24 protein-coding genes and 1 pseudogene are annotated in these 25,146 nt (G+C 68.2%); 18 read left to right on the top strand and 7 right to left on the bottom strand.

Going from position 1 to position 25,146, the window contains the following annotated elements:
- The first annotated feature begins 12 nt into the window (after window positions 1-12).
- The 6 genes and pseudogenes from nirB to ON33_RS22165 all read left to right on the top strand — a co-directional run bounded on the left by nirB (window position 13) and on the right by ON33_RS22165 (window position 6,305).
- The gene (gene nirB / locus ON33_RS22190) at window positions 13-2,577 is read left to right on the top strand and encodes a nitrite reductase large subunit NirB (RefSeq protein ID WP_040860884.1); all 2,565 of its coding nucleotides are present in this window, start codon (window positions 13-15) and stop codon (window positions 2,575-2,577) included.
- A 65-nt stretch (window positions 2,578-2,642) separates the two neighbouring features.
- Window positions 2,643-3,038, top strand: coding sequence for a nitrite reductase small subunit NirD (nirD, locus tag ON33_RS22185; protein ID WP_040860883.1), 396 nt, complete (start codon window positions 2,643-2,645; stop codon window positions 3,036-3,038).
- Window positions 3,035-4,180 (top strand): annotated as a pseudogene (locus tag ON33_RS22180) (uroporphyrinogen-III synthase); the annotation flags it as partial. The gene nirD and the pseudogene ON33_RS22180, both read left to right, overlap by 4 nt.
- Window positions 4,181-4,449: 269 nt before the next feature.
- Window positions 4,450-5,250, top strand: coding sequence for a sirohydrochlorin chelatase (locus ON33_RS22175; RefSeq protein ID WP_040860997.1), 801 nt, complete (start codon window positions 4,450-4,452; stop codon window positions 5,248-5,250).
- A gap of 153 nt (window positions 5,251-5,403) precedes the next feature.
- Window positions 5,404-5,619, top strand: coding sequence for a hypothetical protein (locus ON33_RS22170; RefSeq protein WP_040860882.1), 216 nt, complete (start codon window positions 5,404-5,406; stop codon window positions 5,617-5,619).
- Window positions 5,620-5,867: 248 nt separating this feature from the next.
- Window positions 5,868-6,305: a nuclear transport factor 2 family protein gene (locus ON33_RS22165; RefSeq protein WP_051152619.1), complete on the top strand. Its 438-nt coding sequence runs from the start codon at window positions 5,868-5,870 to the stop codon at window positions 6,303-6,305.
- A 171-nt stretch (window positions 6,306-6,476) separates the two neighbouring features.
- Here ON33_RS22165 and ON33_RS22160 read toward each other — a convergent pair whose 3' ends face one another.
- Window positions 6,477-7,112 carry a TetR/AcrR family transcriptional regulator gene (locus ON33_RS22160; RefSeq protein WP_040860881.1) on the bottom strand — a complete coding sequence of 212 codons (636 nt, stop codon included), beginning with the start codon at window positions 7,110-7,112 and terminating at the stop codon, window positions 6,477-6,479.
- A 116-nt stretch (window positions 7,113-7,228) separates the two neighbouring features.
- On the opposite strand from ON33_RS22160, the gene ON33_RS22155 reads away from it, so the two are divergent.
- The 12 genes from ON33_RS22155 (at window position 7,229) to ON33_RS22100 (ending at window position 21,002) form a co-directional block, all read left to right on the top strand.
- A complete protein-coding gene (locus ON33_RS22155) occupies window positions 7,229-8,611 on the top strand; it encodes a flavin-containing monooxygenase (protein WP_040860880.1) in 1,383 nt (460 codons plus the stop codon).
- A 10-nt stretch (window positions 8,612-8,621) separates the two neighbouring features.
- Entirely contained in the window at window positions 8,622-9,824 is a 1,203-nt protein-coding gene (locus ON33_RS22150) for a serine hydrolase domain-containing protein (protein WP_083869184.1), read from the top strand.
- A gap of 58 nt (window positions 9,825-9,882) precedes the next feature.
- Window positions 9,883-11,544: a steroid-24-oyl-CoA synthetase gene (casG, locus tag ON33_RS22145; protein WP_040860878.1), complete on the top strand. Its 1,662-nt coding sequence runs from the start codon at window positions 9,883-9,885 to the stop codon at window positions 11,542-11,544.
- Window positions 11,545-11,550: 6 nt separating this feature from the next.
- Window positions 11,551-13,296 (top strand): N-acyl-D-amino-acid deacylase family protein, encoded by a 1,746-nt coding sequence (locus ON33_RS22140; protein ID WP_040860877.1) that lies wholly within the window; start codon window positions 11,551-11,553, stop codon window positions 13,294-13,296.
- Window positions 13,297-13,337: 41 nt separating this feature from the next.
- Complete coding sequence (locus ON33_RS22135; RefSeq protein ID WP_040860876.1) at window positions 13,338-14,117, top strand: SDR family NAD(P)-dependent oxidoreductase; 780 nt, start codon at window positions 13,338-13,340, stop codon at window positions 14,115-14,117.
- A gap of 367 nt (window positions 14,118-14,484) precedes the next feature.
- Complete coding sequence (locus tag ON33_RS22130) at window positions 14,485-14,874, top strand: hypothetical protein (RefSeq protein WP_040860875.1); 390 nt, start codon at window positions 14,485-14,487, stop codon at window positions 14,872-14,874.
- A 17-nt stretch (window positions 14,875-14,891) separates the two neighbouring features.
- On the top strand, window positions 14,892-15,836 hold the full coding sequence (locus tag ON33_RS22125; RefSeq protein ID WP_157184667.1) for an SGNH/GDSL hydrolase family protein: 945 nt from the start codon (window positions 14,892-14,894) through the stop codon (window positions 15,834-15,836).
- A 174-nt stretch (window positions 15,837-16,010) separates the two neighbouring features.
- A complete protein-coding gene (locus tag ON33_RS41490; RefSeq protein ID WP_040860874.1) occupies window positions 16,011-16,403 on the top strand; it encodes a hypothetical protein in 393 nt (130 codons plus the stop codon).
- Between the two features lie 18 nt (window positions 16,404-16,421).
- Entirely contained in the window at window positions 16,422-17,327 is a 906-nt protein-coding gene (locus ON33_RS22115; protein WP_157184666.1) for an SGNH/GDSL hydrolase family protein, read from the top strand.
- Window positions 17,324-18,706 carry an acyltransferase family protein gene (locus tag ON33_RS22110; RefSeq protein WP_245550657.1) on the top strand — a complete coding sequence of 461 codons (1,383 nt, stop codon included), beginning with the start codon at window positions 17,324-17,326 and terminating at the stop codon, window positions 18,704-18,706. Before ON33_RS22115 ends, ON33_RS22110 begins: the two co-directional genes overlap by 4 nt.
- 257 nt (window positions 18,707-18,963) lie before the next feature.
- Window positions 18,964-20,250 carry a DoxX family protein gene (locus ON33_RS22105; protein WP_157184665.1) on the top strand — a complete coding sequence of 429 codons (1,287 nt, stop codon included), beginning with the start codon at window positions 18,964-18,966 and terminating at the stop codon, window positions 20,248-20,250.
- Between the two features lie 86 nt (window positions 20,251-20,336).
- Window positions 20,337-21,002, top strand: a complete 666-nt coding sequence (locus ON33_RS22100) for a hypothetical protein (protein ID WP_051152615.1) — start codon at window positions 20,337-20,339, stop codon at window positions 21,000-21,002.
- Here ON33_RS22100 and ON33_RS41485 read toward each other — a convergent pair.
- From ON33_RS41485 to narH, 6 genes are all read right to left on the bottom strand, one after another.
- Window positions 20,948-21,184 carry a hypothetical protein gene (locus ON33_RS41485; RefSeq protein WP_157184664.1) on the bottom strand — a complete coding sequence of 79 codons (237 nt, stop codon included), beginning with the start codon at window positions 21,182-21,184 and terminating at the stop codon, window positions 20,948-20,950. The genes ON33_RS22100 and ON33_RS41485 overlap by 55 nt on opposite strands.
- A 26-nt stretch (window positions 21,185-21,210) precedes the next feature.
- Window positions 21,211-21,516: a hypothetical protein gene (locus ON33_RS22095; RefSeq protein WP_040860990.1), complete on the bottom strand. Its 306-nt coding sequence runs from the start codon at window positions 21,514-21,516 to the stop codon at window positions 21,211-21,213.
- 126 nt (window positions 21,517-21,642) lie between these two features.
- Window positions 21,643-22,377, bottom strand: coding sequence for a respiratory nitrate reductase subunit gamma (gene narI / locus ON33_RS22090; protein WP_040860873.1), 735 nt, complete (start codon window positions 22,375-22,377; stop codon window positions 21,643-21,645).
- Window positions 22,374-23,054 carry a nitrate reductase molybdenum cofactor assembly chaperone gene (narJ, locus tag ON33_RS22085; protein ID WP_040860872.1) on the bottom strand — a complete coding sequence of 227 codons (681 nt, stop codon included), beginning with the start codon at window positions 23,052-23,054 and terminating at the stop codon, window positions 22,374-22,376. Before narJ ends, narI begins: the two co-directional genes overlap by 4 nt.
- Window positions 23,051-23,227 (bottom strand): hypothetical protein, encoded by a 177-nt coding sequence (locus tag ON33_RS41480; protein ID WP_157184663.1) that lies wholly within the window; start codon window positions 23,225-23,227, stop codon window positions 23,051-23,053. The genes narJ and ON33_RS41480 overlap by 4 nt, the downstream gene beginning before the upstream one ends.
- Window positions 23,224-24,996, bottom strand: coding sequence for a nitrate reductase subunit beta (gene narH / locus ON33_RS22080; RefSeq protein WP_083869182.1), 1,773 nt, complete (start codon window positions 24,994-24,996; stop codon window positions 23,224-23,226). The genes ON33_RS41480 and narH overlap by 4 nt, the downstream gene beginning before the upstream one ends.
- Window positions 24,997-25,146: the final 150 nt, after the last annotated feature.

Genomic DNA, 25,146 nt, shown 5'->3' with positions numbered 1-25,146 from the left:
AAAGGGACCGTCATGACCCACAGCATCGAACGCAAGACCGTCGTAGTGGTCGGCCACGGCATGGTCGGGCACCGCTTCGTGGAGGCGCTGCGCTCTCGTGACGAGGCCGGGACCTGGCAGGTCATCGTCCTCAGCGAGGAGAAGCTGGCCGCCTACGACCGCGTCGGCCTGTCCTCCTACGTCGGCATCTGGGAGGCGTCCGCGCTGGCGCTGCCCGGCAACGAGTACGAGGGCGACTCCCTGGTCGACGTCCGGCTCGGTGTGAAGGCCGACGTCATCGACCGCACCGCCCGCAAGGTCACCACCTCCAGCGGTGAGGTGATCGGTTACGACGCACTGGTTCTCGCGACCGGCTCCTACGCCTTCGTGCCGCCGGTGCCGGGCCACGACGCGGATGGCTGCTTCGTCTACCGCACCATCGACGACCTGGACGGCATCCGGGCCGCGGCCGAGGCGGCCGGTCCGGGCGCGGTCGGCATCGTGGTCGGCGGCGGTCTGCTCGGCCTGGAGGCGGCCAACGCGCTGCGCCTGCTGGGCATGACCCCGCACGTGGTCGAGTTCAACAAGTGGCTGATGCCGGCCCAGATCGACGAGGGCGGCGGCGCCATCCTCGAGAAGCTGGTGACCGAGCTGGGTCTGGCCGTGCACACCGGTGTCGGCACCTCCTCCATCGAGACCGTCGAGGACGCGCCGCTGGCCGAGAAGCTCAAGGTCAGCTTCTCCGACGGCAGCGAATTGCGTTCCGCCCTGGTGGTTTTCGCGGCGGGTGTCCGTCCACGTGACGAAATCGCCCGCGGTGCGGGCCTGGCGGTCGGCGAGCGCGGCGGTGTCATCACCGACCTGGGCCTGCAGACCTCGGACCCGAACATCTACGCGATCGGCGAGGTCGCGGCGGTCGAGGGTGTCTGCTACGGCCTGGTCGCCCCCGGCTACAACACCGCCGAGGTGGTCGCCGACCGTCTGCTCGGCGGCGCGGGCGAGTTTCCGGGCGCGGACCTGTCCACCAAGCTGAAGCTGCTGGGTGTGGACGTGGCGTCCTTCGGTGACGCGCACGGCCGCACCGAGGGCGCGCTGTCGGTGGTGCTGCACGACGCGGCCAAGGGCACCTACGCCAAGCTGGTCGTCTCCGATGACGCGCAGACCCTGCTCGGCGGTGTGCTGGTCGGTGACGCGACCCAGTACTCGGCGCTGCGCCCGCTGGTCGGCCGTCCGCTGCCGGCCGATCCGGCCGCGCTGATCTCCCCGGCCGGTGCGGAACTCGGCGCGGACGCGCTGCCCGACGACGCGCAGATCTGCTCCTGCAACAACGTGTCCAAGGGCTCGATCTGCGGCGCCATCGCCGACGGCGCCTGCGACGTGCCGGCCATCAAGAGCTGCACCAATGCCGGAACCTCCTGCGGCGGTTGCGTTCCCATGCTCAAGAAGCTGCTGGAGCAGTCAGGTGTGGCGGTCTCCAAGTCGCTGTGCGAGCACTTCACGCAGTCGCGGGCCGAGCTGTTCCACATCATCCAGTCGACCGGCATCCGCACCTTCTCGGGCCTGATCGCCAAGTACGGCACCGGAACCGGCTGCGACATCTGCAAGCCGACCGTCGCCTCCATCCTGGCGTCCACCTCGAGCGATCACATCCTCGACGGCGAGCAGGCCTCGCTGCAGGACACCAACGACCACTTCCTGGCCAACCTGCAGAAGAACGGCACCTACTCGGTGGTGCCGCGCATGCCCGGCGGTGAGGTGACCGCCGAGCAGCTCATCACCATCGGTGAGGTGGCCAAGGAGTTCGACCTGTACGTGAAGGTCACCGGCGGTCAGCGCATCGACCTGTTCGGCGCCCGCGTGGAGCAGCTGCCGCTGATCTGGAAGCGCCTGGTCGACGCGGGCATGGAGTCCGGTCACGCCTACGGCAAGTCGCTGCGCACCGTGAAGTCCTGCGTGGGCTCGACCTGGTGCCGCTACGGCCAGCAGGACTCGGTCGGCATGGCCGTACTGCTCGAAAAGCGTTACCGCGGTTTGCGTTCCCCGCACAAGCTGAAGCTGGCGGTCTCGGGTTGCGCCCGGGAGTGCGCGGAGGCGCGCGGCAAGGACGTCGGCGTCATCGCCACCGAGAACGGCTGGAACCTGTATGTCGGCGGCAACGGTGGTCTGACCCCGAAGCACGCGGTGCTGCTGGCCGGTGAGCTCGACGATGAGACGCTGATCCGCTACATCGACCGCTACCTGATGTTCTACATCCGCACCGCGGACCGGCTGCAGCGCACCGCGCCGTGGCAGGAGGCCCTGGAGGGCGGCATCGACTACCTCAAGCAGGTGGTCTGCGAGGACAGCCTGGGTATCGCCGCTGATTTGGAGGCGGCCATGGCCAAGCACGTCGAAGGGTACAAGGACGAGTGGGCCGCGGTGCTCGAGGACGAGGGCAAGCTGTCGCGCTTCGTGTCCTTCGTGAACGCGCCGGAGGAGTCCGACCCGACCATCGGGTTCGACGAGACCGGTGAGCGCAAGGTGCCTGTCCTGCTGGGAATTCCGGACATTCCGGTCAATGCGACCAGTGCCACAGAGACCGCCACGCACGGGAAATGACTGCTTAACCGCGAGGAAACAGGACGCCGGTACCAATAGATAAGGCGTTCGGAGGAGAGTTACCGATGACCGTGATCGACACACCCAGCACCGCAGTCACCGCAGTTTCCGGTTGGACACAGGCCTGCCGGCAGGACTATCTGATTCCCGGCCGCGGCGTGGCGGTCCTGCTCAAGGGCGGCCGTCAGGCAGCCCTGTTCCTCACCGCCGACGGGACGCTGTTCGCCGTCGGCAATATCGATCCCTTCGGACGCGCGGCGGTCATGTCGCGCGGCCTGGTGGGCGACCGCGGCGGGGTGCCGGTGGTGGCTTCGCCCCTGCTCAAGCAGGCCTTCTCGCTGATCGATGGGCGGTGCCTGGACGATGACACCATCTCCCTGCCGATCTACGCCGTCCAGGTGTCGGACGGCGTGGTCGCGGTGTCCAACGACCCCGTCCAATTCGTCGGCGGTACGGCATGACCGAGGTTGACGGCGGTACCCCCCTGGCCGGATTCACGGTCGGCATCACGGCCGCCCGGCGCGCCGAGGAACTCGGCACCCTGCTGGCCCGGCGCGGCGCGAATGTCATTGCCGCCCCGGCCATCCGGATCATCCCACTGGCCGACGACACCGAGCTGGAGCGGGTGACGCGGCAGCTGGTCGCGGACCCGCCGCGGATCTCGGTGGCTACCACCGGCATCGGCTTCCGCGGCTGGATGGAGGCCGCGGAGGGCTGGGGCCTGGCCGAGGACCTGCGCACCACCCTGGCCTCGACCCGCATGCTGGCCCGCGGACCCAAGGCCAAGGGCGCCATCCGCGCGGCCGAGCTGCGCGAAGAATGGTCTCCCGCTTCGGAATCCAGCGCCGAGGTGCTGGACCACCTGCTGGCCCAGGGGGTCGAGGGGGTCCGGATCGCGGTGCAGCTGCACGGCGCCACCACCGAGTGGGAGCCGGTGCCGGACTTCTGCGAGGTATTGCGCTGTGCCGGAGCCGATGTGGTCCCGGTTCCGGTCTACCGGTGGATTCCGCCGGACGACCGCACCCCCATGGATCGCCTCATCGAGGGGATCGTCACCGCCGGACTGGACTGCGTGACCTTCACCAGCGCCCCGGCCGTGGCGTCACTTCTCATGCGCGCCAAGGAAACCGGGCTGCTGGAGGCCGTACTGCACGCCTTCCGCACCCGGGTGCTGCCGGCCTGCGTCGGTCCCATCACCGCCGCGCCGCTGGAGGAGCTGGGCGTGCCCACCTCCATGCCCGGCCGGGCCCGCCTGGGCGCGCTGGCCCGCCACGTCGCCGAGGAACTTCCCCGGCGCGCCAACCGGATTCAGGCCGCGGGCCACGTCCTCAGCGTGCGCGGCGCCTGCGTCGTGGTGGACGGTCAGGTGCGGCAGCTGGCTCCCGCGCCCATGGCGCTCATGCGTTCCCTGGCCCGGCAGCCGGGCCGGGTCGTCTCCCGCGAGGATCTGCTCGCCGCCCTCCCCGGTGGGGGCGACGACACCCACGCCGTGGAGACCGCCATCGCCCGTCTGCGCGCGGGCCTGGGCGCCCCCAAGTCCATCCAGACCGTCGTCAAGCGCGGCTACCGGCTGGCCCTGGACCCCGCCGAGTGCACCGACAACCCGCACCCGGAGCCCGCGGTTCCGGCTGCGCGCCAACCGGTTCCGGCGCACACCCAGGGTCTGGGCGCGCGCCGCGAGGCGCCGGCGCGCATTCCCGGTGCCCGTGCGCCGCACGCGGACGTTCCGCCGACCGCCGTCGCGGCCCGCCGCCCGGTGACTCCGGTGAACGGCTCGGCCCGCCCCGTGGGCTTCCCGGCGCAGGCGGCCTCGGCCGCCCGTCCCGCCCCCGTGGCGGCCGCGCGTCCCATCCGTCCAGCCGGGGGTGCGTGGTGAGCGCGCCCGCGCTGGTGCTGGTGGCACACGGCACCCGGAGCGCGCGAGGCGTCGAGATGATCGCCGAACTGGCGGATGCGGTGGCACGGGAGCTGAGTGCGCACGCGCACGGAGCCCGCGGTGTCATGACCGAGACAGGTGCCGGTGCCGATTTCGGGGCCGCATCGGCATCGTTGCGTGAGATCGCGGTCGCGCCGCGGGTGCGCACCGCGTTCGTGGATGTGCTGGGGCCCGCCCCGGCCGAGGTGCTGCGGGATCTGGATCCGGTTCCCGCCGTGGTGGTTCCGGCCTTCCTGGCCTCGGGCTACCACGTGTATCAGGACGTGCCTCGAGAGGTGGCCGCGAGTGCGCACAACGCGGTCGCGGTCACCCAGGCCATGGGGCCCGACCCGGCGCTGGCCGAGGTCATGCACCTGCGGCTGCTGACGGCGGGCTGGCGGCCGGGGGACGCGGTGGTGTTCGCCGCCGCGGGTTCCTCCGACGCGCGGGCGCGCCGGGATGTGCAGCGCGCGGCCAACCTGCTCTCCGACCGGGTCGGCACGACCGCCCACTTGGCCTATATCGCGACCGGTGAGCCGAAGGTGCCGGAAGTGGTTGCGGCGGTGCGGGCCTCGGGTGCGCGCCGGGTCTTCGTGGCCTCCTATCTGCTCGCGCACGGCCTGTTCCAGCAGCGCCTGCACGAGGCGGGCGCGGACGGTGTCGCCGAGCCGATCGGTGTGCATCCGGCCGTGGTGCGCTTGCTGACCGATCGCTACTATGCGGCGAGCGATTCGCTGGCGGCCGCTCGCGCCGCCTGATCGGTACGGTCCGGGCCCGCCGCGTTAGGGGTTCACCCCGGCTCGTTAGGGGCCCGGCCCGAATCGACTTGACCAATTCCCCTATCGCTTGGTGATTTTCGATTCGCGTGGCAACCTTTACCGGAATTCGGTCGAGACTTTGGAGGACCCCACGTGAAGAAGCTTGTCGTCGCCGCTGTGATCGCGGGCGGTATCGCCGGCCCGGCCGCCACCGCGGCCGCCGATTTCCCCACGATCTACGACCCGTGGACGGCGTGCATCCAGTCGGGCCAGACCTACGACCAGTGCCAGGCGCTGGTCAACAACACCCAGCCGACCGATCAGGGCGCGGGTTTCGGCTGGACCGGTTCCGCCGCCTCCCATTCCTAAACAATTAGATTTCAGATTCCGGGCCGACGTCGAAATGGCGTCGGCCCGAGTCATTTCTCCCCGTGTGAGACACGCCACGGTATGACCGGAGTTCTCGTTCTCCGCCGGTGACCTCTCACCCCGCGCGTCCGGGCCGCCTGACGCCCGCAATTCGCACGGGCGGGCCCGATCGCCGCGTCGGCCTTCGAATATCCCGCTCACCGGTATTCGCCGCCCCCGCCCACCCCACCGCCGGTGAGGATGGCGGAATGCCGCCCGAACACCCCGCCCGCCGCGCCGGCCTCGCCTCGCAGGCGGCAGTGCGCGCCCAGCGCAAGGACGAGTGGCTGTCACTCTTCGCGCCGGACGCCCGTGTCGAGGACCCGGTCGGTATCTCCCCGTACGACCCGATCGGCGAGGGCCATTCGGGCCAGGAAGCCATCGCGGCCTTCTGGGACAAGGCAATCGCCCCCAGCCGCATCGAATTCACCTGGACGGATTCTTTCGCCTGCGGCGACGAAGCCGCCTTCACCGGCACCATCCGCAGCACCCGCCCGGACATTGCCGTCGAGGTCGATCTCGTCGCCGTCTACCGCGTGAATTCCGACGGCAAAATCCTTGCGCTGCGCGCATTCTGGGAACTGGACCGAGCCCGTGTCACGCCGGCGCAGTGGGAAACGACCTGGCCGCCGGTGCTGCCGGTCTGAAAGCCGTTCAGGAACGCTTCGATCGCATTCAGGCCGGAGCTTTCAGTGGACGAACTTCCGGCAATGAATCCGGTGGTGCCGTTATACCTGGAGTCGGCCGACTGTTGACCGGTCGAGCCGTCGACATTCTGTTGCAGCACGGCGTCAGCGCAAAGGGACTGCCTCCCGGTACTACTTTCCGGGGGTCTGCAGGGCCGGGTACCAGATGTCGGTGAGGACGTTCGCGGCCTCCTCGGCGGAGACGTCGATGGTGCCCTGCATGGCCCACCGGGTGAAGAAGCGTTCCAGTTGGGCGACAAGGAGTTCCACGCGCAGGTGGGCTTCGTCCTGGCGGTCGGCGGGCCAGCGGGAGAGGTAGGAGCTCATGACGTTGGGGAGGGCCATGATGCCTTCCCTGGCCACCTCGCGGAACTCGGGTTCGAGGGTGGTCGCCTCGTCCCACGCGGGGAGTAGGTCCTTGTATTCCTGGAACCAGTCGATGGCGCGGCGCATCCAGGCGGCGAATTCCTCGCGTGAGCCGGTGTCGAGCACATGGTCGAGGTCCTCGTAGAAGTGCTGGACGCTGGGCAGTGTGCCCTGTTCGGCGATTGCCCGCAGCACATCGGGTTTGCCGGTGAAGTGCAGGTAGAAGGTGGCGCGGCTGCAGCCCACGGCGGCGGCGATGTCGTCGACGCGGACCGGCGCGTAACCCTCCGTGGTGAACAGCTGTTTGGCCGCGTCGATGAGCCGGCTGCGGGTGAGCCGCTTCTGTTCGTCGCGCAGCGAGGTGCGCCGGGGTGCGTCGGGGTCTACATCGGATCGGGTCACGCTTGAATAATAGACGCAAGTTCACTCACTAGACACACTGTCTAGCGAGTGTTAGCGTGTGTGGCACGTCACGTCCGGCAGGGCTCAATGGCCCGTCGCCGAACCAGGAGAGTGAATTGGCTGCGCTATCTGCACAAAATCGTGAGCTGCCCCGGGTCGCCATCATCGGCGCCGGCCCGTCCGGCATCACCGCCGCGAAACGGCTCGCCGAATACGGCATTCCCTTCGACTGCTACGAAGCCTCCGACGAGGTGGGCGGCAACTGGTACTACAAGAACCCGAACGGGATGTCGGCCTGCTACCAGAGCCTGCACATCGACACCTCGAAGTTCCGGCTGCAATTCGAGGACTTCCCGGCGCCCGCGGAATGGCCGGACTTCCCGCACCACAGCCAGTTGCACCAGTACTTCAAGGATTACGTCGACCACTTCGACATCCGCGACCGGATCATCTTCAACAACAAGGTGACCTCGGCCGAGCGGGGCGCCGACGGCCTGTGGACCCTCACCACCGATCAGGGCCGCGTCGAGACCTACGACGCGCTGATCGTGGCCAACGGTCACCACTGGGATCCGCGCACCCCCGACTACCCGGGTGAGTTCGACGGCACGCTGATCCATTCGCACGCCTACAACGACCCGTTCGACCCGATCGACATGCGCGGCAAGCGAGTCGTCGTGGTGGGCATGGGCAATTCCGGCCTGGACATCGCCTCGGAGCTGTCGCAGACGTTCCTCGCCTCGAAGCTGTGGGTTTCGGCCCGCCGCGGTGTGTGGGTGCTGCCCAAGTACGTCGGCGGCAAGGTCGGCGACACGCAGGTGGTGCCCGCGTGGATGCCGCCCAAGGTGGCGCTCAAGCTCAAGCAGCGCTTCGTGGTCAAGAACCGCGGCCGCATGGAGGATTACGGCCTGCCCAAGCCCGATCACCTGCCCTTCGAGGCGCATCCGTCGGCGAGTGAGGAGTTCCTGCACCGGGTCGGTTGCGGCGACATCGATTTCAAGCCGGCCATCACCCGTCTGGACGGCAAGACCGTGCACTTCGCCGACGGTTCGTCCGAAGAGGTGGATGTGGTGGTGTGCGCCACCGGCTATCACATCAGCTTCCCGTTCTTCACCGATCCGGCGCTGCGGCCGGACGCGAGCAACAAGCTGCCGCTGTGGCGTCAGATACTGAAGCCGGACATCGACAATCTCTTCTATCTCGGCCTGGCGCAGCCGATGCCGACCCTGGTGAACTTCGCCGAGCAGCAGTCCAAGCTGGTCGCGGCGTATCTGTCGGGCAACTACCGCTTCCCGTCGCAGGCGGATATGACCACCGCGATGGCGAAGGCCGAGGCCGAACGCGCCGAGCGCTACTACAACTCGCCGCGGCACACCATTCAGATCGACTTCGACGTCTACGTCCGCGAGCTGAAGAAGGAACTCGCCGACGGCGCGCGCCGGGCCGCCGCCGCGGGCAACACGCTGCCGGTGCGCAGTCGCGCGCTGGCGCGGGCGTAGAGGGGGAGAAATGAACACGGCATCGCAAAGCGATTCCCATCGGGGCGGCGATGGGGCAACGGGCGGGCGCACCGTGGCTGGATTCTGTGCCGACGAATTCGAGTCGGTCCGTACGGCTTTCACCGAGCAGGTGGAGTCGGGCGCGGAACTGGGCGCCTCGGTGTGCGTGACCGTGAACGGCGAAACGGTGGTAGATCTCTGGGGCGGCTGGGCCGACCCGGAGCAGACCCGGCCGTGGACCTCGGACACCCTGGTGAACACCTTCTCCATCACCAAGACCATGGTCGCGCTGAGCGTGCTGCTGCTGGTCGACCGCGGTGAGCTGGACGTGTACCAGAAGGTAGCCCACTATTGGCCGGAGTTCGCGGCCAACGGCAAGGCCGATATCGAAGTGCGGCATCTGCTTTCGCACACCTCCGGCGTCTCCGGCTGGGAGGCTCCGATCGTGCTGCCGGACATCTACGACATCGACGCGGCCACGGATCGCCTTGCGGCGCAAGCGCCCTGGTGGGAGCCGGGCACCGTCTCGGGCTATCACGCCATGAACTACGGGCACCTGCTGGGCGCGGTGGTCAAGCGTGTCACCGGCCGCCCGCTGGGCCGCTTCTTCGCGGAGGAGCTGGCGCAGCCGCTGGGCGCTGACTTCCACATCGGCACGCCCGCAGCGGATTTCGACCGGATCGCCACCCTCGTCCCGCCGGATCTTCCCGAGTTCGACCAGTCGCTGCTGCCGCAGGACAGCGTCATGTTCAAGACGCTGTTCCAGCCTCTGCTCGACTTCGCCGAGTGCGCGACCCCGGGCTGGCGGCAGGCGGAGCTGGGCGGCATGGGCGGTCACGGCAATGCCCGTTCCATCGCCTGGCTGCAGTCGGTGATCAGCAATGGCGGCGAGCTGGCCGGCCGGAAGTTCCTGTCGGACAAGACGATCGACCTCATCTTCGAGCAGCAGTCCGACGGGGTGGACCTGGCCATCCTGCTGCCGCTGCGCTTCGGCATCGGCTACGGCCTGCCGCACCCGCAGACCGCGCCGCAGGTGCCGGACGGCCGCGTCTGCTGGTGGAACGGGCTGGGCGGCGCGCACGTCGTCAACGACCTGGACCACCGCGTCACCTTCGCCTACGCCATGAACCGCATGGCCCCCGGCCTGATCGGCTCCGAGCGGGCCGACGCCTACATGAAGGCGACCTTCGACACAGTGAGGGGACGTGCGTGACGGGCCTCACTCGGGCAAGCTGCGAGGGTTCGCGCAATCGGATTCGAGGACTTGATTCATGACCAATGCTGTTGATCTCCAGGCTCTGGCCGCCCAGGTGGCCGGGAAGCTGACCGGGCCGGGCGGGCCGTTCGAGATGACAGTCGAGCCGGTGCTCGGCGCACCGCTGCCGGTGTTCAAACATCGCCACCGATCGCTGCTGGAGTTGCTGGAGGCGTCCCGTGAGCTGGGCGATCGCGACTATCTCGTGTCCGCGCGGACCCACTACACCTTCGCCGAGCATTACGCCGCCGCCGGCGCGCTCGCTGCCGCGCTGGCCGAGCGCTACGGCGTCGGCAAGGGCGACCGCGTCGGCATCCTGGCCGCCAACAACCCCGAATGGGTGCTGACCTTCTGGGCTGCGCAGCGGCTGGGGGCGATCCCGGTCGGTTTCAACGCGTGGTGGGTGCCGCGCGAGATCGCCTACGGCCTCGAGCACTCCGCCCCGAAGGTCGTCATCGCCGATGCCAAGCGCGCTGCGCTGGCCGCGGAGACCGGCACGGATATTCCGGTGCTGACCATGGAAACCGACCTGCCAGCGCTGGTCGCGGAGTTCACCGGCGGCAATCCGAGCGCGGAAGTGGGCGAGGACGATCCGGCGATCATCCTCTACACGTCCGGCACGACCGGTCGCCCCAAGGGTGTGGTGCACACCCAGCAGAACATGGTCGCCGTGGCCGACTACCACCGGTTCATGGACGCCCTGGCCGCCGGTTTCCGTGGCCAGGACTGGGACGGTTCCCCGGCAGGCCGCCGCTACCTGGCCACGATGCCGCTGTTCCACATCGCGAGCCTGCACAACCTGTCGGTCCCGCGCCTCACCACCGGTGACGCCGTCATCTTCCCGACCTCGGGCGAGTTCGACGCCGAATCACTGCTGAAGCTGGTCGAGACGGAGCGGGTCACCAACTGGGCGGCCGTGCCGACCTTGGCGACTCGTATTCTGGCCGTGGACATCTCGAAGTACGACCTGTCCTCGCTGACCGCCTTCTCGCTCAACTCCGCGCCGTCCTCGCCGATTCTGGTGCAGCGGCTGCGTGAGCGGTTCCCGGTCGCGTTGCAGGGCCTCACCACCAGCTACGGCTGCACCGAGTCCGGTACCGCCGCGACCGTCGCGACCCCGCCGGAACTGGCCGCCGACAACGAAACCGTGGGCCGTGCCGTGGTCGGCGTCTCCCTCGAGGTTCGCGACCCCGACGGCAAGCCCGTGCCCGACGGTGAAGAGGGCGAGATCTGCATCCGCAGCCCATACGTCATGCTCGGCTACTGGAACAACGAGGATGCCACCAAGGCGTCCATCGACGAGAACCGCTGGCTGCGCACGGGCGATTACGGCACCCTGCGGGCGGGCAAGCTCTACATCTCCGGCCGCCGTTCGGATCTCATCCTGCGCGGTGGCGAGAACGTCTACCCGCAGGAGATCGAGAACGTGCTCGACGAGCACCCGCTGGTGCGGGAGTCGGCCGTGATCGGTGTCCCGCACGAGGATCTCGGCCAGGAGGTCGCCGCCATCGTGGTGGTCGACGACCCGGAGCAGCTGTCCGAGGACGAGTTGCGCGATCACGTGGCCGGGCAGCTGGCCTACTTCAAGGTGCCTGCCCGCTGGCTGGTCACCGCGGATCCGTTGCCGCGCAATGCCACCGGCAAGGTGCTGCGCCGCGACCTCTCTTTGGGGAAGTGAATTCCTGTGTACGACACCATCATCAAGAACGGACGCTGGTTCGACGGCACCGGGGCGCCCTCGGCTATCCGCAATCTCGGCATCCGTGACGGCCGGGTGGCGACCGTGTCGTCCGCGCCGCTGGACGAGACCGGGTGCGGCCGGGTGATCGACGCGACCGGCCGCTGGGTGATGCCGGGCATGATCGACATCCACACCCACTACGACGTGGAGGTGCTGCTGGATCCGACCCTGTCGGAGTCGCTGCGGCACGGCGTCACCACCTTGCTGCTCGGGTCGTGCTCGCTGTCCACCGTGCATGTCGGCGGCTCGGATGCCGGTGACCTGTTCGGCCGGGTGGAGGCGATCCCGCGCAAGCATGTGGTCGAGGCGGTCGAGGCGCTGAAGACCTGGAACAGTGCGCACGGATATGTGGCGGCGCTGGAGTCGCTGCCGCTCGGCCCGAATGTCGCTGCCTTCATCGGGCATTCGGACATCCGGGCCTCCCAACTCGGTTTGCAGCGGGCCACCGACCCGGACGTGAAGCCGACCGAGTCCGAGCTGACGGCCATGGAGCACAAGCTGACCGAGGCGCTGGACGCCGGGTTCGTCGGCATGTCCTCGCAGCAGCTGCTGTTCGACAAGCTGGACGGCGAGGTGTGCCGGTCGCGGACGCTGCCCTCCACCTATGCCACCACCACGGAGCGGCGGCGGCTGAATCGCATTCTGCGCGACCGCAAGCGGGCGCTGCAGGGCGGTCCCGACGTGGCCAAGCCGCAGAGTCTGGTCGCCATGGCGGCGAGCAGCCTGGGCTTCTTCCGGCCCAAGCTGAAGGTGAGCCTGCTCTCGGCGGCCGACATCAAGGCGATTCCCGGTGTTGTGAAGATCTTCCCGCTGCTGGGCAAGATCATCAACGGGCTGGGCGGCGACTTCCGCTGGCAGCATCTGCCGGTGCCGTTCGAGGTGTACTCCGACGGCATCGACCTGCCGGTCTTCGAGGAGTTCGGTTCCGGTGCGGCGGCCCTGCACCTGTCGAACCAGCTGGAGGAGCGGCGGGCATTGCTGGCCGACGAGAACTACCGTCGCTGGTTCCGCAAGGACTACGACAAGAAGTGGGGCCCGCGGGTCTGGCACCGGGACTTCTTCGACGCCGAGATCACCGAGTGCCCGGACGAGAGCGTGATCGGCAAGACCTTCGGTCAGGTCGGCGTGGATCGCGGCGGCGTGCACCCGGTGGACGCCTTCCTGGATCTGGTGGTGGAGTACGGGCCGAAGGTGCGCTGGCGCACCACCATCTCCAATCACCGGCCCGAGGTGCTGGATATCCTGGCCGCGGATCCCACTGTGCAACTGGGATTCTCGGACGCGGGCGCGCATCTGCGGAACATGGCCTTCTACAACTTCGGGCTGCGGCTGCTGAAGCGGGTGTACCAGGCGCAGCAGGCGGGTCGGCCGTTCATGACGGTCGAGCGCGCCGTGCACCGGGTGTCCGGTGAGCTGGCGGACTGGTACGACCTGGACGCCGGGCACCTGCGCGAGGGCGACCGGGCCGATGTGCTGATCATCGATCCGGCGCGCCTGGATGACAGCCTGGAGGCCTATGCCGAGAACCCGATCCCGGAGTTCGACAATCTCTCCCGCATGGTCAACCGCAATGACGAGACCGTCACCGCGGTGCTGGTGAACGGCGCGTTCGTCTTCGGGCTGGGCGAGAAGGCCGATACCCTGGGCCGGGAACGCGCCGGCGAGTTCCTGCGCGCGGGACGGCGCTGACCGCCCCGATCGACCTCGAAATCCCCTGAGGAGCAATAGTTATGAACGCCCGTAGATTCGACGGCCGCGCCGCGGTCGTCACCGGGGCGGCCTCCGGCATCGGCGCGGCCATCGCGGCCGCGCTGATCGCCGAGGGCGCGAATGTCGTCGGCCTCGATCTCGACGAGGCCGGCCTGCAGAAGAAGGCCGCCGAGCTCGGCGAGGCCTTCGTTCCCGTGGTCACCGATGTCACCGACGAGGCCCAGGTCGAGGCCGGAGTCGGCACCGCCGCAACCCGTTTCGGCCGTCTCGACGCCGCCTTCAACGCGGCGGGCGCGTCCCGTATCGGCGCGGTCACCGACCTCACCGAGGCCGACTGGGACTTCACCATCGACCTGATCCAGAAGAGCGTCTTCCTGTGCACCAAACACGAAGCGCGCCTGATGAAGTCGACGGGCGGCGGATCGATCGTCAACATCTCCTCTCTGGACGCGCGCGTCCCCATGCCCGGTGGCAGCCCCTACGCCACCGGCAAGGCGGGCGTGGTGATGTTCACCAAGAACGCGGCCCTGGAACTGGCCCAGCACCGCATCCGTGTGAACGCCATCCTCCCCGGCCTGGTGGACACCCCGCTGGTCGCCGCGGTCATGGGCTATGAGCCCGCCAAACAGATGTTCCTGGACCGCATCCCGATGGGCGCCCCCGCCACCCCGGAACAGATCGCGGGCCCCTGCCTGTTCCTCGCCTCCGAGGACGCCTCCTACATCACCGGCATCGACATGGTGGTGGACGGCGGCTGGGAACTGAGCAACTTCCCCAACTTGGCGAAGCTCGCAGGCTGAGCTCGGGAGGGGGCGCGGCGGCCGCGAACACTGTGGTTCGTAAGAGCTCGGTATGAAGTGTCATTGCTTCAAATCGGGCAGGGTTGCCCGGGTGGTGCGGGCCCCCGGCGGGGATGTCGATACCGGCCCGCCCGCGTGGGATCTGTGTTTGGATACGCGGACCCGGGCGGCCGGACCGGCGGTCCGGGGCGACCTTCCATCTGGAACAGGTTTCACTCGGTGATGTGGTCCTGACCAGGGATTATCGGTTTCGCTGCCCCGAGTATCCGGGGCAGTTTCCCGAATCGGGGCAGGCGGGGTGAATGGGTTTTGTACACTGCCCGCTGAAGTGAATAGATCACACTTCAGATCCAGATTCGAGGTACCCATGAAGTCTGCTACACCGGGGGAGTTCGTAGTCCGTGCCGCCGCGGCGCTGATCGGCGGAACGTTGCTGTTGGCGGGGGTCACAGGATGCGGCAGCGACAAGTCGTCCGACGGGTCGCAGAGCGGCACCAGTAGTTCGGCCGTCACTTCGGCGCCCGCCGCGAGTTCGACGGCCGCTCCCGCGCCGACCACCGTCGCGCCCGCACCCACCACCGAGGCGCCCGCTCCGCAGCCGGCCGCAACGGAACCGGTCGCGCCGCAGCCGGTGGCTCCCGAAGTCGTCGCGCCCCAGCCGGTGGCTCCCAAGCCCGCGCCGCAGACGCAGCAGCAGCAGAAGCCCGCGCCGCCGACGCTGGACGCGCCCGGGTTCGAGCCGCGTGCGGGTTACTGAGGAAGCTGGATCGTCTCGTGCTGGGTAATGGTGGGCGGTGGCTTCGCGCCGCCGCGGTGGCGCTCGCGGCCTCGGTCTCGACTGTGGCCTCGGTCTCGAGCGTGACCGCCGCGAACGCGGATCCGGCCTCGCCGGATTCCGCCCCCGCGGGCAAAGAGCTGGTGGTGCTGGGCGATTCGTTCTCCGCGAACGCCTGGGACTTCCTGGACCAGGACAACAGCTGTCTGCGTCACGGCCGCACGGCCTGGCCGGTACAGCTGGGCCGGCTCATGGGCGTGTACGGGACCGACGAGATGGCCGATCCCTCCTGCCCGGGCGCGTCGATCGACAGCGGGCCGGGGTGGAGCCTGGCCCAGGAGGCCCAGAAAGCGGACAAGGCAGGCGCTTTCGGGCCGAACACCAAGCTCGTCACGCTGCAGTTCGGGCTCAACGACAAGTGGGGCAAGAACGACCAGACGCTCTGGAAGTCGTTGCAGGGCTGCGTGTTCAACCTGGCCGACGGCTGCGATCCGGAGTCTGTCGATCAGGGCCGGATGCCCGACTACAACGGCGTGTCCGGGGCGCTGATGGCCAAGCGCATGAGCAACGCCGTCACCTACATCCGGTACTACGCGCCCAACGCCCGCATTGTGTTCGTCGGCTATCCGGAGTTGTTCACCCCGGGCACCAGCACGGTCTGTCTCAGCATCGGCGGCGTGGTGCCGTTCATCCAGTCACGTGGTCGCGCGGTGGTGGAGTACTTCTACCGTATCGACCAGGCGCAGCGGGAAGCCGCCCAGCTGCTGGGCATCGAGTTTCTCGATTCCCGCGCGCTCACCACCGGTCATGGGCTCTGCTCGTCGCAGCCCTGGCTCAACGGCGTCTTCGATCCACGGACCGATATCGACGGCCTGTTCTTCCATCCGTCCACCCAGGGTGACGCCGTGGTCGCCAATGCCATCTACGACCGATACGGGCGCTGATGCTATCCAGCGCCCGCCGATCGGCTGTTTGACCGCTGATAGCGTCCTCGTCGAGTTTCCCGATTGCCCAGGGGTTTTGCGGTTTGCTCTTGCCGCGGCCTGGCCCTCGGGGCCTCTTGTACACTCCGCGCAAAAGTGAAAAGCTCACCGTTCAATTTGCGATTCGAGGGTTCCATGAAGTTCCGTATCCCAGGCGCTCCGGCCGCGCGCACCGCGGCGGCCGCCATCGGCGGGGTCTTGCTGATCGGCGCGCTGGCGGCGTGCGGAAGCGACAAGGCCGCCGACACGCCCGCCACCCCGGCGAGCACCACCACTGTCGCCGTCGTCAGCAGCACCACCGCCCCGGCGAGCACCGCCGCCCCCGCTCCGAGCGCCGCCCCCGCACCGGCCGCGGCCCCGGAGCCCGCCACCGAGGCGCCCGCTCCGCAGCCGGTCGCCCCCGTGGCGCCCGAAGCCCCTGCGGCACAACCGGTTGCGCCCAAGCTCGCGCCGCAGACCCAGCAGGCGCCCAAGCCCGCGCCGCCGACCCTGGACGCCCCCGGGTTCGAGCCCCGCGCCGGCTACTGACGAAACCGGAGTATGCACGTGTCGGGAAACAACGGTCGGTGGCTGTGTGCCGCCGTGGTCGCCGTCGCCGCGGCCCTGACGGGAACGGCTGGAGCGCAAGCGGATTCGGCTCCGCAGGGCAAGGAACTCGTCATCCTGGGCGATTCGTTCACGGCCAACGGCTGGAACCCGCTGTCCCAGGAGAAGAAGTGCGACCACGGCGACACCGCGTGGCCGGTGCAACTGGGCGAGCGGATGGGCGTGCAGGGCACGGATCAGATGTGGAACCAGTCGTGTCCGGGCGCGTCGTTCGACACCGGGGACGGGTACACCCTGAAGGTTCAGGCGGCCAATGCCGACAAGGCGGGCGCGTTCGGGCCGAACACCAAACTGGTGACATTGCAGTTCGGGCTCAACGACTTCTGGGGCGGCGCGAAGCAGTCCCCGTGGAGTTCGATCGAGGGCTGCTTCTACGACGTCCTCGGCGGCTGCGGTCCCGACGCGGTGGCCGCCGGCCGGATGACCGACCCGCAGAACGTGACCGGCGCCGAGTACGCCGCCCGCATCAGCAAGATCATCACCTACATCCGGTACTACGCCCGCAACGCGCACATCGTGATCGTCGGCTACCCGGAACTGTTCCGGCCCGACCAGGACTCGATCTGTTACGACATCGCGGGCATCCCGGCCACCCAGCCGCGCGGCCGCACCGTCGTCGAGTACCTCAATCGCCTCGACCAGGCCGGGCGTGAAGCCGCCACGCAGCTGAACCTGGAATATCTGGACGCCCGCGCGCTCACCGCCGGGCACGGGCTGTGCACGCCGCAGCAGTGGGTCAACGGAGTGCTCGACCCGAAAGTCAATATCACCGGGCTGCCGTTCCACCCCGCTCCGCAGGGCGACGCCGTGGTAGCAAACGCACTGTACGAGAGGTATGCACGATGACCCTCCCACCCGAAGTCGCCCCGCGCGAGGCCGCCGCCGCGCTCGGGGTGGAGCAGTACACCACCCAGCTTCTCCAGCCGGCCCAGTCCACGCGGGCCGCCGAACCGGTCCGAGCCGCCGAGCCCGTCCGGACGGCCGAGCCGGTCCGGACGAAGGGCCTCACCGAGTCCGTCGCCGAGCGCGCCCGGCGGGAGCGGCCCGCGCTGCCCTCGCTGACCGGCGCGCGGTGGTGGGCGGCGTTCGCGGTATTCGTATTGCACGCCTTGGTGTTCCTGCCGGTCTACCCGTTCCAGAAGTCGGCGCTGTTCCGCCACATCCACGAGTGGATCCCGATGCAGCTCGGGGCCGCGGGCGTCACCTTCTTCTTCGTGCTGTCCGGCTTCATCATCTACTGGTCGTTCCGGCCGGGCATGTCGGTGCGCGCCTTCTATCGGCGGCGGGTGCTCAAGATCTATCCGACGCACCTGCTGGCCGCCGCCGCCTTCATCGTGGTGGCGAGCGTGCCCCTGCACCGCGCGGTGGTGTGGGTGCCGAACCTGCTGCTGGTGCACACCTGGGTGCCGAAATGGACCACGGTCGGCGGGCTGAATGTCCCGTCCTGGTCGCTGGCCGCGGAAGTGCTGTTCTACCTGAGCTTTCCGCTGCTGCTGCCACTGGTCATGCGGATCCCGACCCGCCGGCTGCTGCTGGCCGCCGGCCTGCTGATGCTGGGCATCGCCCTGCTGCACACCTCGTACTTCCTGTGGGTGGACGGCCCGAAGGGCATCGCGAATGCCTTTGCGCCGCGGCTGGTTCCGGGCAACGCGTCGCCGCACTACGAACTGCACGCCTCCCCGGCCTGGTTCCAGCAGCCCGACATCCCGGTGTCCCCGTCGTACTGGCTCAGCTACACCTTCCCGCTGTCCCGCCTGCCGGAGTTCTTCCTCGGCGTGCTGGCGGCCCGCATGGTGCTCGAAGGTCGTTGGCGCAACACCAATCTCGCCTGGCCGCTGGTCGCGCTGACCATCGCGTACGCGGCGACCTGGGTGGTGCCGGTGAACTACAAGATGTCGGTGCTGCTGCTGCCCCCGATGACCGCGGTGGTGGCCACCATGGCCGCCCGGGACCTGGCCGGCATTCGCGGCCTCAACTCCCACCCGCGCATGGTGTGGCTCGGCAATGTCTCCTTCGCCTTCTACCTCATCCAGTTCCCGGTCATGGTCCTGGTCACCCGATTCCTGATCGGCGGCAGGGAGTTCGGCATCCTCGGCTGGTCCGGCTTCTCCCTGCTGTGCCTGGTCGTGTCGACCGCCCTCGCCGCACTGCTCTACCACTGGGTCGATCTGCCCATCATGCGCAACTTCGCCCGCTCGAAGCGGGACGCCCGCGCGAAGGTCTAGCGCGGCAGCCTCGGACACGCGAAGCGCCCAGTCAGTCACGCACCCCCTTGGCCCCGGTTCCGGGGGCAGGGGGTGTGGTGGCAATGGATTTGCCGGGTACGCCCCGGCTGTTCGCTGACCTAACGTTCAGCGCCGCAAGGTAATCGGTTGCGGTAGCTGTCGAAGGGATCGGCGTGGTTGTGCGATTGGACGTCGAAGCGGGGGCCGGGGCGGCGGTTGAGCCGGCGGAGCCTTGCTGGAGTCCCTGGCGGCGGATGATGTTCCGGTACGCATTCGTGGTGCTGGGTGTGGGCATGGCCGGGGTGTGGGTGCTGCACATGCTGCTCCGGTCGGTGGGAGTCTCGCAGCAGGCCGTGATGGGCGTGGCGAAATGGACGGCACTGCATCCGCTCACGGACCAGGTGGGCGAGCGGGTGTTCGGCGTCCGCGTCGACTGGTCGTTCACGGGAAGCGGTGATACCGCCGCGAACTGGGTGTCGATATTCACCCTGCTGGTCGTCGCGGCGCCGATCGCGGTGATGTGGTCGGTGCTGGATCGGCGGCGGCCGGACTATGCGCGCCTGTACGCGTGGTTCCGTTTGGTGCTGCGCCTGGCTCTGATGAGCGCCCTCCTGCTGTACGGCGTTACGAAACTGCTGCCCTCGCAGATGGCGTTCGCGCTGGACCGGCTGGTGGAGCCGTTCGGCGATCTGAGCCCGATGGCGGTGCTGTGGTCGCAGACCGCCAGCTCTGAGCCCTACGAAATCGCCTTGGGCGCAGCGGAAATCACCGCAGGCGTGCTGCTCATCCTGCCGTTCACCGCCGGCCTGGGCGCGGTCCTGGCGGTCGTGGTGACGCTCCAGGTTTTCCTGCTGAATCTCACCTTCGACGTGCCGGTGAAGATCCTCTCGGGTCAGCTGCTCGTGTACGCGGTGGTGCTGGCGGCCCCGGAGATCGTGCGCGTCGTCCGGGCACTGACCGGTCACGCGGTGCCCGGGCGCGGGCCCGAGGCGCTGGTCCAGTCCCCGCGTGGGCGGCGAATCCTGGTGGCAGCGCAGGCGATGCTGGGGTTGTGGGTGCTGTTCACCACCCTCACCGAGGGTCATGACGCCTGGCGGACGTACGGTAACGGCCGGCCGCACTCGGCGCTGTACGGGATCTGGGATGTCACCGAGTACACGGTCGCGGGCCAGGAGGTCCCCGCACTGGTCGACTTCCGGCCCACGCCCCCGGAGGGACAGCTCATCGGCCCGACGGACCGATTTCGCCGCCTCATCTTCGACGTCCCGCAGGGGGTGACCGCGCAGCGTATGGACGACTCGCTGGTGTCCTTCCCAGTGGAGATCGACGCCGATCTGCACACGGTGACCATCACGAAGGACCTGTCGCATCAGTGGAAGCTCGCCATTCTGAACTATGACCAGCCTCAGGCCGATCAGCTGAATCTGGATGGTCAGCTGGCCGGGCGTCCGGTCCACTTGCGCCTGACCCGTGTCGATCTCGACCGCTTCCGCGTGATCTCTCGCGGATTCCACTGGGTCCAGCCTGTCCCGTACCTCCGCTAGTGGCGGCGTGTTCGTCGAGACGCGCCGCACGCTGGGCGGATGGCGGGCTACGTCGTCCTGTCGGCTCGCGCCGCTACTCTGCGGGGATGGTCAAACCGGAGTCGGCGCTGCGCCGCTTGATGCGCGATACGGGAAAACTGCTGCAGCCGTATGGTTTTGAGGGGGCGGAGCCCACCTGGGTGCGGGTGCTGCCGGGTGGAGTGGCCACGGTGGCGCGGACGCGGACCTTCCGGACCTTCACCGGTGGGCAGCAGATGCTCCGATTCGGGCTGGGGGCCTGGGCGACCCCGACCGCGTGGTGGGAATTCCGCAACTGGCGCAACGAGCGCCTGGGCCGCGCGCCGCTCGCGATCGAGACCGCGGCGGGGCCGGGTCTGCTCACCGGCGAGGGACTGCCCGAGGACCCGGACCTGATGTGGTCGGTGCGCCTCGACCCCGACCAGCCCGGTCACGTCCAACCTCGCGACATCGACATCATCCGCGCGGAGCTGCCCCGGCGCGTGCACGCCCACGCCCGCCGCGCCCTACGCCTGCTGGACCCCGACAGCTATCTCGAAGAGCTGCTGGCGCAACCGAATCCGACCGCCGCCACCTGGGAGGCCATCGCCGTCCTGCTCGCCGAGCACGGACCGAGCTCCCGCCTCGACGACGCGCTGGAACACCTGACGCGCGCGACGCGGGAACAGCCCGGCAGCGTTCAGGACGTCGTCGACTTCATCGCGGCCCGCACCCTGTCGAGCCGTTCCGCGTAGAAGAACACCCGTCCGCAGCCGAGGCAGAGCAGGGCGAGCAGGTCCGACAGGGCCCGCCCGCCATTGCGCAGGATCAGATACGTATCCATATTCGCGCTCAGCGTCACGCGGCGTTCCCCGCAGTCGGGGCAGGGCGTGGTGGGAGGCGTAACCCGTTCGGGCTCGGTTTTTTTCGAGAACACCGCGCTATTGTCGCTCGGAAGAGCGCCTAATGCTGCCCGGCGGAGCGCTGGTATTCACGCCACGCCTTCTGCGTATCGGTGAGTTTCGGCTTCGGCGTGCGATTGCGGAAGTAATTGACCACCATCACGACCGGCAGAATGAACGCCTGGAAGAAGATGAGGTAGGAGCCGCCGTCGAACAGGAAGGCGAGATAGAACGCGTAGCCGAGATAGACCGCGCCGAAAATGCCGTTGACGGTGCGTGAGGCGCTACTCTGCCCCTGCCGCACGGCCGCCAGTACCAGCATGATGACGCCACTGAGCGCGAGCAGGCCGACATACCAATTGAACACGATTTCCCCCGAAGACAATTCCAGGCCCAACCGCTCGGCTCGGCCGGGCCGAACAGTAACACCGGACGGAACCGGGCGCCATCGATAAATCGATGGCGCCCGGTGTCCCGCTGAACGGCCCGTGTCTCAGCGACGCGGAATGGCGGGGGTCTCCCAGGCGCGGGCGTAGCGCGTCTTGTCCGCGGACTTCTTCGGTTTGGCGCGGTACACCACATACGGGCGGACCAGGTAGCCGACGGGGGCGGAGAACATGTGCACCAGGCGGGTGTACGGCCAGAAAGCGATGAGCGACAACACGATCAGGCCGTGCGCCTGGAAGGTCCACGGCGTGCCGACCATGAGGTCGGGGTGCGGATGCAGGGTGAACAGACTGCGGAACCAGGGGGAGACGGTCTCGCGGTAGTTGTAGGTGCCCCACAGCAGGTTGCTGCCGAGGGTGTTCAGCAGCCCGGTGATCAGGGCGGCGGCCAGCAGGATGTACATCACCTTGTCATTGGTGGTGGTGGCCTGACGGACCGCGGAAACGGTGACGCGGCGGTAGAGCAGAATGCCGATGCCGGCGATGACGGCCACGCCCGCAACGGATCCCGCCGAGACCGCGACCACGTGGTACATCTCCTCCGAGATGCCGACGGCGTCGGTCCAGGACTGCGGAATGAGCACGCCGAGCACGTGCCCGCCGATCACCCCGAGCATGCCGAAGTGGAACAGCGGACTGCCCAGACGCAGCAGCCGCGACTCGTAGACCTGCGAAGACCGTGTGGTCCAGCCGAATTGGTCGGTGCGGTAGCGCCACAGGTGCCCGAGCACGAAGGACGTGAACGCGATGTAGGGCAGCATCAGCCAGAGCGCGGAGCTCATCGGCGGGCCTCCGATCCGGTGAAGGCGAGCGGGTCCATGGCGAAGGGCTCCAATCCGACTTCTTCCTCGGGCGGGCCCTGGGCGGCGAGTTCGGCGATGCGCCGGCGGTCGGCGGTGGTGACCGGTGGCAGGGTCGCCACCACCGACGCCAGCACCCCGGCATAGGGAGATCCGCTGTCGGAAAGCGACAACCGCAGCAGTTCCAGCACCGGGACGTGTTCACCCAGCAGCCGTTCGCCGCCGACGGGGTCGACGGTGGCGGCGAATTCGAGCAGCACGGGCAGGTGGTCGGGCAGTTCCTCGTCGCCGAGTTCGACACCGGCGTGCCGGTAGGCGTGCTTGAACCGCAGCAGCGCCATCCCGCGCTTGCGGGTGTCCCCGTAGGCGTAGAAGGTCAGGTGCAGGCTGGCCCGGCGGCGCATGTCGAAGGTCTCGACATACTCCTGGGCCAGCGCGATGGCATCGCCGGTGCGCAGATGTTCGAGGAACCCGGCCAGCAGCGGACGCACCGAGTCCGGCAATTCCGCTGCGGCGGCGTCGAGTTCGTCGAGCATGCCCAGGGTCTGCGCGCTCGGGTAGTCGAGCAGCAGCGCACCCAGCCGCCACACCAGCCGGCGATCGCGTTCGCTCATGGCGACGGCTGGTTCGGGCCGGCGCCGCAGTTTCAGCAGGCTCATCGCGGCGCTCCGGTGGAGTCCGGTGCGGCGGCGTCGAGTTCGTCGATCCGGGCGCGGGTCCGCGGGTGCGGGTAATCCAGCGACAGGGCGTTCAGCCGCCACGCCTGACGTCGATCGTCCTCATGCGCGCTGACGGCGGGTTCGGGGCGCCGGCGCAGTCTCAGCAGGTTCATCGTGTGGCTCCGGTGGGTTCCGGCTCGGCGGCGGTAGCGCCATTGCTGACGCCGTCGATGCCGGAACCATGGTGGCCATTGCCGTTGCCGTTGCCGTTGCCGGACGTGGCGGTGGAGACGACGGCGCCGCTGCCGTTCGCTCCGCTCCCGCCATGGCCATTGGCACCGGAGCCATTGGTGCCGTTTTCGGTGGGCACCAAGCCTTTCGTGCTCTTGCCGTCCCAGTTCAACAGGTTGATCCGGTTGGATTTCTGGTCGGGGGAAGCGTCGTTGGTGTCGGTGAGGTGGAACTTGTCGGCCATGTAGTCGAAGGCCGTCATGCCTGGCCCGCCGTCGGTGTCGAGGGAGCAGCCGGTGGCGAGGGAATCCAGTTCGTGGGCGCGGGAAGTCGCGCCCGAGGGGATCACGTAGCGGTGTTCGTATTTCGCGATCGCGAGCAGCCGGTACATGGCTTCGATTTCTTCGGGTTCGAGGCCGACCGCGTCCGGGATGGTGAGGTCGGGTTCTTGGCCGAGGTTGATCGAGCGCATGAACGACCGCATTCCGGCCAGCCGTTGCAGCGAGGCGCGGACGGGTCCGATCTCACCGGCGGTGAACAGCTCGGCCAGGTACTCCAACGGGATTCGCAGGGCGTCGATGGCGCCGAAGAGGTTGTTGTGGTTCTCCCCGTCGTGCCCGGTCTGGGTCAGGGTGTCCACGACCGGTGACAGTGGCGGCACGTACCAGACCATGGGCATGGTCCGGTATTCCGGGTGTAGCGGCAACGCGATCTGGTAGTCGACGATGAGTTTGTAGACCGGTGAATCCTGCGCGGCCTGAATCCATTCCGGGGAGATCCCGGCCTGTTCGGCCTCGGCGATCACGCGCGGGTCGTGCGGGTTGAGGAACACCCCCAGCTGCGAGGGATACAGGTCCTGGTCGTTCTCGACGGAGGCGGCTTGGAGGACTTTGTCGGCGTCGTAGAGCATGACGCCGATGTAGCGCAGTCGTCCGACGCAGGTTTCGGAGCAGACGGTGGGGATGCCGACTTCCACGCGCGGGTAGCAGAAGGTGCATTTTTCCGCTTTGCCGGTTTTGTGGTTGAAGTAGATCTTCTTGTACGGGCATCCGGTCACACATTGGCGCCAGCCGCGGCATTTGTCCTGGTCGACGAGCACGATGCCGTCCTCGGCGCGCTTGTAGATCGCGCCTGAGGGGCACGACGCGGCGCAGGAGGGGTTGAGGCAGTGCTCGCAGATGCGGGGCAGGTAGAACATGAACGTTTCTTCGAACTCGAGCTTGACCTGCTCGGAGAGCTTGGCCAGCAACGGGTCCTTACCCACCTGCTCGGGCCCCGACCCCAGCGAGTCGTCCCAGTTCGCGCCCCAGGTGACGCTGGTGTCCTCACCGGTGATCAGCGACTTGGGCCGCGCCACCGGCGTGGTGTCCATCTGCGGCGCCGACAGCAGATTGTCGTAGTCGTAGCTCCACGGGTCGTAGTAGTCCGACACGGTGGGCAGATCCGGGTTGGCGAAGATACTGAGCAGCCGCTTCAGACGCGACCCGGACTTGAGGGTCAGCCGGCCCTTCCGGTCGAGGGTCCAGCCGCCCTTCCACTTCTCCTGGTCCTCGTAGCGCCGCGGATAACCCTGTCCCGGACGGGTTTCCACATTGTTGAACCACACGTACTCGGTGCCCGAACGGTTGGTCCAGGCCTGCTTGCAGGTGACGCTGCAGGTGTGGCAGCCGATGCACTTGTCCAGGTTCATGACCATGGCCAGTTGCGCCATTACGCGCATATCAGTACTCCACTTCCTGCGAGCGCAATCGGATGCCGTGTGGTGACCTCGTCGGAGTCATGTCAGTACTCCACCTGTTGGTTGCGCAATCGGATGCCGTGTGGTGACCTCGTCGGAGTCATGTCAGTACTCCACCTCTTG

Origin of the sequence: Nocardia niigatensis NBRC 100131 (assembly GCF_000308655.1) — a bacterium.
Lineage (GTDB): Bacteria > Actinomycetota > Actinomycetes > Mycobacteriales > Mycobacteriaceae > Nocardia > Nocardia niigatensis.
The sequence above is the reverse complement of the archived record's forward strand: the minus strand, read 5'-3'. Positions and strand labels throughout refer to the sequence as shown.

What these genes read in the sequence shown, in the direction of transcription:
- nirD (WP_040860883.1), top strand. Translation starts at nt 2,643, where the DNA reads ATGACCGTGATCGACACACCCAGCACCGCAGTCACCGCAGTTTCCGGT.
- narH (WP_083869182.1), bottom strand. Translation starts at nt 24,996, where the DNA reads ATGGCGCAACTGGCCATGGTCATGAACCTGGACAAGTGCATCGGCTGC.
- ON33_RS41490 (WP_040860874.1), top strand. Translation starts at nt 16,011, where the DNA reads ATGAAGTTCCGTATCCCAGGCGCTCCGGCCGCGCGCACCGCGGCGGCC.
- casG (WP_040860878.1), top strand. Translation starts at nt 9,883, where the DNA reads ATGACCAATGCTGTTGATCTCCAGGCTCTGGCCGCCCAGGTGGCCGGG.
- ON33_RS22135 (WP_040860876.1), top strand. Translation starts at nt 13,338, where the DNA reads ATGAACGCCCGTAGATTCGACGGCCGCGCCGCGGTCGTCACCGGGGCG.
- ON33_RS22165 (WP_051152619.1), top strand. Translation starts at nt 5,868, where the DNA reads ATGCCGCCCGAACACCCCGCCCGCCGCGCCGGCCTCGCCTCGCAGGCG.
- narI (WP_040860873.1), bottom strand. Translation starts at nt 22,377, where the DNA reads ATGAGCTCCGCGCTCTGGCTGATGCTGCCCTACATCGCGTTCACGTCC.
- ON33_RS22130 (WP_040860875.1), top strand. Translation starts at nt 14,485, where the DNA reads ATGAAGTCTGCTACACCGGGGGAGTTCGTAGTCCGTGCCGCCGCGGCG.
- ON33_RS22100 (WP_051152615.1), top strand. Translation starts at nt 20,337, where the DNA reads ATGGTCAAACCGGAGTCGGCGCTGCGCCGCTTGATGCGCGATACGGGA.
- ON33_RS22105 (WP_157184665.1), top strand. Translation starts at nt 18,964, where the DNA reads ATGTTCCGGTACGCATTCGTGGTGCTGGGTGTGGGCATGGCCGGGGTG.
- ON33_RS22150 (WP_083869184.1), top strand. Translation starts at nt 8,622, where the DNA reads ATGAACACGGCATCGCAAAGCGATTCCCATCGGGGCGGCGATGGGGCA.
- ON33_RS22110 (WP_245550657.1), top strand. Translation starts at nt 17,324, where the DNA reads ATGACCCTCCCACCCGAAGTCGCCCCGCGCGAGGCCGCCGCCGCGCTC.
- ON33_RS41480 (WP_157184663.1), bottom strand. Translation starts at nt 23,227, where the DNA reads ATGAACCTGCTGAGACTGCGCCGGCGCCCCGAACCCGCCGTCAGCGCG.
- nirB (WP_040860884.1), top strand. Translation starts at nt 13, where the DNA reads ATGACCCACAGCATCGAACGCAAGACCGTCGTAGTGGTCGGCCACGGC.
- narJ (WP_040860872.1), bottom strand. Translation starts at nt 23,054, where the DNA reads ATGAGCCTGCTGAAACTGCGGCGCCGGCCCGAACCAGCCGTCGCCATG.